The 4,924-nt window shown below is 44.9% G+C and carries 4 protein-coding genes and 1 pseudogene; all 5 read left to right on the plus strand.

The annotated features are described in order from the left end of the window. Positions 1-991, plus strand: a pseudogene (locus tag EHW67_RS15490) (hypothetical protein); the annotation flags it as partial. A 25-nt stretch (positions 992-1,016) separates the two neighbouring features. After that, positions 1,017-2,165, plus strand: a complete 1,149-nt coding sequence (locus EHW67_RS15495) for a gliding motility-associated C-terminal domain-containing protein (RefSeq protein ID WP_126163296.1) — start codon at positions 1,017-1,019, stop codon at positions 2,163-2,165. Positions 2,166-2,800: 635 nt separating this feature from the next. Further along, positions 2,801-2,956 carry a hypothetical protein gene (locus EHW67_RS20805; RefSeq protein ID WP_238389958.1) on the plus strand — a complete coding sequence of 52 codons (156 nt, stop codon included), beginning with the start codon at positions 2,801-2,803 and terminating at the stop codon, positions 2,954-2,956. Positions 2,957-2,983: 27 nt separating this feature from the next. Continuing rightward, entirely contained in the window at positions 2,984-3,262 is a 279-nt protein-coding gene (locus EHW67_RS20810) for a hypothetical protein (protein ID WP_262707169.1), read from the plus strand. 12 nt (positions 3,263-3,274) lie between these two features. Next, positions 3,275-4,924, plus strand: a 1,650-nt coding sequence (locus EHW67_RS15500; protein WP_238389959.1) for a hypothetical protein, incomplete at its 3' end; no start/stop codon positions are given.

A 4,924-nucleotide genomic window follows, 5' to 3' on the forward strand; every position in this document is an offset into this window, starting at 1 on the left:
CAATAGCTCTATAGACATTAGTGGGACTCCAACTAATTCCATTCTTGAAAATGTAGAACTGGAGGTCAACGTGGATGAAAGCACTATCGAAATAAACCCTTCGGGAGAGATTCAAGTAGTGGACAACGGGATTACAGCCAACAAAATTAACAATGATGTCGCTGGTGTAGGATTAGCCAAAAATGCAACCAACGGCTCTTTGGAAGTCGACACCAGTGTACTTAATGGTTCGGGTAACATCACATCTTCAGACATAACTGTCACTGGGGGTACCGGGGCTTCTTTTACTAATGTTACATTGACAATTGCTGACAATGTGGTGACAGCATCAAAAATTGCTGCTGATGCTATTTCTGGAGGACCTAGTGGAGTAATAGCTGCAAACACAATTTCACAAGGTGATATAGGTGATAATGCAATTGGAGCTGCAGAAATACAATCAAATGCTGTATCATCTGATGAAATTGATGACGATAGTATTACCGATGCCGATATTAACTCTATCGCCGCAATAGCTGGTACCAAAATCAATCCTAATTTCGGAACTCAAAATGTTATTACAACTGGAACCCTAAATGCTGGAAACACCACAATAACTGGCGATTTAACAGTTACTAATTCCGTTACTGTTGGAGCAACACTTGTACACCCTGACTACGTCTTCCAAAAATATTATTTAGGAACTTCAATTTTAAATAAAAACTACACCTTTAATAGCCTTACTGAAATTGAGAAACATGTAAAGGAAAAACACCATTTACCAGGCGTAAAATCAGCTGAGGAGATCAAGGAACAGGGATTTTGGAATCTTGGAGAAGCCTCAAGAATAAACCTAGAAAAAATAGAAGAACTCTTCCTTCACACTATAGAACAGGAAAAGAAAATAAAACAACTAAAAAGTGACAACGAATCCCTGTCCAATGAACTAAAAGCTTTAAAGAAAGACATGGAGGAAATAAAGGCACTATTGAAAAACAATAAAGAGCAATAGCCTAATAGATAGCGGTAACGAGCGTATGAAAAACCTACTCTACATCCTTGCATTTTTGTTAAGCCAAGGGCTCATAGCCCAAACGGCCCTGTACAACAGTGGCAATATCAGGATCCATGATGAGGGCCAGATAGGGTTTCATACCAACCTGATAAACAATGCGGCCTTTGACCAAAATTTGGGACTGGCAGGTTTCTATGGCAGTAGCACCATCAGCGTTTCCGGGGCCTTTATGCCCATTTTTTACGATACGGAAATTGCCAATGAGCAAGGGGTTCTTCTCAATACCCCCCTTAGCGTTAGCTCCAACAACAATTTTATAGTCGGTAATTTTATAACCCCACGACAAGAGCGGGACGTATATTTTAATTTTCTGCCCAATGCCTTTTATGTTGGGGAAAGCAATGCGTCCAAGGTAGATGGCTATGTCACCATTAACGACCAACAAAACTTTATTTTTCCAGTTGGCGATGCCGAGTACCTAAGATCCTTGACCCTGAACAGTAGCTCTAACAATTCCCTGGCCAGATGCGCCTATTATTATGAAAACCCCGCCAACCCGGCCAGCTTTTCAGAAAGCTTTGACCCTAGCAGAAAACCCAGGACCATGGGTGACATCAGTGCGGTAGAATTTTGGCATCTGGAAGGCGGTGTTTCTTCTACCATACAAATAAGCTGGAACCAACGCAGTAATATGGGCGACCTAACAGACGATGCGGCCAAAATTATTCCAGTTGGCTGGAGTATTAGCGCAGGTGCATGGGTAAATTTAGGTGCCGCGACAGTTGTGGGCGATCTGGAACAAGGTTTTGTAATATCGGAAAGTTTTATACCTAACGACTTTGCCATAATAACCTTCTCTGCCGAGGCCACGGCCAAGGAATTGCTTACATTGGATAACTATCTGGTAACCCCCAACGGCGATGGCGTTAATGATGCGCTATATATTGAGGAACTGGAACTCTCCAATGACGATACAATTAGTATCTTTAATAGAAACGGACAAAAGGTGTACGAGGAAGCCAATTACACCAATGGTTTTACAGGCTACTCCAACGTGGACAACCTAGTGATCAATAGGGAAGCAGGATTACCCAATGGCGTCTATTTCTACCTAATTGCCATGAAGGACCTAGATCTAAACTATCAGGGCTATCTATATTTGGAACACTAAAAAATACCAAAACCCTCGTACTTGTCATTACTTAATTACCTACTTGAAAGAGTAGTGAAAATTCTTAGTGACCACAAACTTTCAATTCAGTGATTGGTCAAGATATAGAAAATTTGATACTACAAATTAGCCTCTTCATCCCTTCCAAAAAATCAGGTTTTATTTTTATTAAAATCTAAAATATCCCCTAGATTACAGTAACAAGGGCATAAATAAAAAAATAGGGATTATCTTATAATTGTAAGTATTTTCTTTAGTTCAACCACTTCGACCAACGACAAATTTCATAGACTTAATTTCTAGAAATAGCCCTACGCAACAGCTTTTATCGGGTTCACAACATTTCTTTAACATATCATACGTATAGGTCTAAATTTGGGGTTATATAGGTCTTTGTACCCTAATTCCCCTTTGAATGGACTTTAAAAAAATACTATTATTTCTTTTCCTAATAGGTAGCAGCTACCTAACTGCACAGGTAAAAATTGGAGAGAATCCCGACAGCATTAACGGCGCTTCCATAGTTGAACTGGAAAGCACAACCAAAGCATTTGTACTAACAAGGGTTTCTACGGCCCAGATGCAAAACATTAAACCCCTACGTGGGGCTTTGGTGTATAACACGGATGCACAATGTGTATTTTATTACAACGGTAACCAATGGAACAACCTGTGCCAGAGTGGGGGAACTGGAACAGGAGGTGTCGGCATACAATCTACAGTCGATAACGGGAACGGGACTTATACCTTCAACTACACAGACGGAACAAATTTTACTACTTCAGATCTAAGAGGTCCTCAAGGCTTACCCGGAACAAATGGGAAAGACGGAGCTCAAGGAATCCAAGGAGAAAAAGGTGAAACCGGTGCAACGGGAGCCACTGGAGCCCAGGGAGAACAAGGCGTTCAAGGTGAAAAAGGAGATACCGGTGCACAAGGAGAACAAGGTATTCAGGGTGAAAAAGGTGAAACCGGTGCCACTGGTGCAACTGGAGCTACTGGTGCTACAGGTGCAACCGGAGATAAAGGAGACACTGGTGCTACAGGTGCTACAGGTGCTACAGGTGCTCAGGGTGAGCAAGGAATCCAAGGTCTAAAAGGAGATAAGGGTGACACTGGATCTCAAGGAGAACAAGGAATTCAGGGTGAGAAAGGTGAAACTGGAGCCACTGGCGCAACAGGAGAAAAAGGAGACACTGGTGCTACAGGTGCTCAGGGTGAGCAAGGAATCCAAGGTGAGCAAGGTGAGCAAGGTGAGCAAGGTATTCAAGGTGAAAAAGGTGAAACCGGAGCAAAAGGTGAGAAAGGTGACACCGGAGCTACTGGTGCCAAAGGAGATCAAGGTATCCAGGGTATCCAAGGCGAGAAAGGAGATACCGGAGCTCAAGGAGAACAAGGTATCCAAGGTGAAAAAGGTGACAAAGGAGATACCGGTGCTCAGGGAGTTCAGGGTGAGAAAGGCGAAACTGGAGCCCAAGGTATCCAAGGTGAGACTGGAGCCAAAGGAGACCAAGGTATTCAAGGTAAAAAAGGTGACAAGGGTGACACTGGAGCTCAGGGAGTTCAGGGTGAGAAAGGTGACAAAGGGGATACTGGAGCCCAAGGTATTCAAGGTGAAACCGGTGCAACAGGTGCAACCGGAGATAAAGGAGACACTGGTGCTACAGGTGCTACAGGTGCTACAGGTGCTACAGGTGCTCAGGGTGAGCAAGGAATCCAAGGTGACAAAGGAGATAAGGGTGACACTGGATCTCAAGGAGAACAAGGAATTCAGGGTGAGAAAGGTGAAACTGGAGCCACTGGCGCAACAGGAGAAAAAGGAGACACTGGTGCTACAGGTGCTCAGGGTGAGCAAGGAATCCAAGGTGAGCAAGGTGAAAAAGGTGAAACCGGAGCAAAAGGTGAGAAAGGTGACACCGGAGCTACTGGTGCACAAGGTATCCAAGGAGAGACCGGCGCCACTGGTGCTACAGGTGCTACTGGAGCCAAAGGCGATAAAGGAGACACTGGTGCAACCGGAGCCCAAGGTGAAAAAGGAGACAAAGGAGAACAAGGTATCCAAGGTGAAAAAGGAGATACAGGAGCTACTGGTGCGACCGGAGAAAAAGGTGAAACCGGTGCAACCGGGGCCCAAGGTGAAAAAGGAGACAAAGGAGAACAAGGTATCCAAGGTGAAAAAGGTGAAACCGGAGCTACTGGTGCCAAAGGAGATCAAGGTATCCAGGGTATCCAAGGCGAGAAAGGAGACAAGGGTGACACTGGAGCTCAAGGAGAACAAGGTATTCAAGGTGAAAAAGGAGACAAGGGTGACACTGGAGCTCAAGGAGAACAAGGTATTCAAGGTGAGACCGGAGCTACTGGAGCAACGGGTGCTACTGGAGAGAAAGGTGATACTGGTGCTAAAGGAGATACAGGAGCCCAAGGTATCCAAGGAGAGACTGGAGCTACTGGAGAAAAAGGAGACAAAGGAGATACGGGAGCCCAAGGAATCCAAGGCGAGAAAGGTGACACTGGAGCTCAGGGAGAACAAGGTATTCAAGGTGAGACTGGCGCTACAGGTGCTACAGGTGCGACCGGAGCTCAAGGAGAACAAGGTATTCAAGGTGAAACCGGAGCAACTGGAGAGAAAGGTGACAAAGGAGATACTGGAGCCACTGGCGAAAAAGGCGAAACTGGAGCCACTGGAGCCAAAGGTGACAAGGGTGACACTGGAGCTCAGGGAGTTCAGGGTGAGAAAGGTGACACTGGCGCTACTGGAG

It is taken from the genome of Arenibacter aquaticus (assembly GCF_003957295.1).
Taxonomy (GTDB): Bacteria; Bacteroidota; Bacteroidia; order Flavobacteriales; family Flavobacteriaceae; genus Arenibacter; species Arenibacter aquaticus.

Excerpts from the sequence above, each read along its gene's own strand:
- EHW67_RS15495 (WP_126163296.1), top strand. The coding sequence starts at position 1,017 with ATGAAAAACCTACTCTACATCCTTGCATTTTTGTTAAGCCAAGGGCTC.
- EHW67_RS20810 (WP_262707169.1), top strand. The coding sequence starts at position 2,984 with ATGGGAAAGACGGAGCTCAAGGAATCCAAGGAGAAAAAGGTGAAACCG.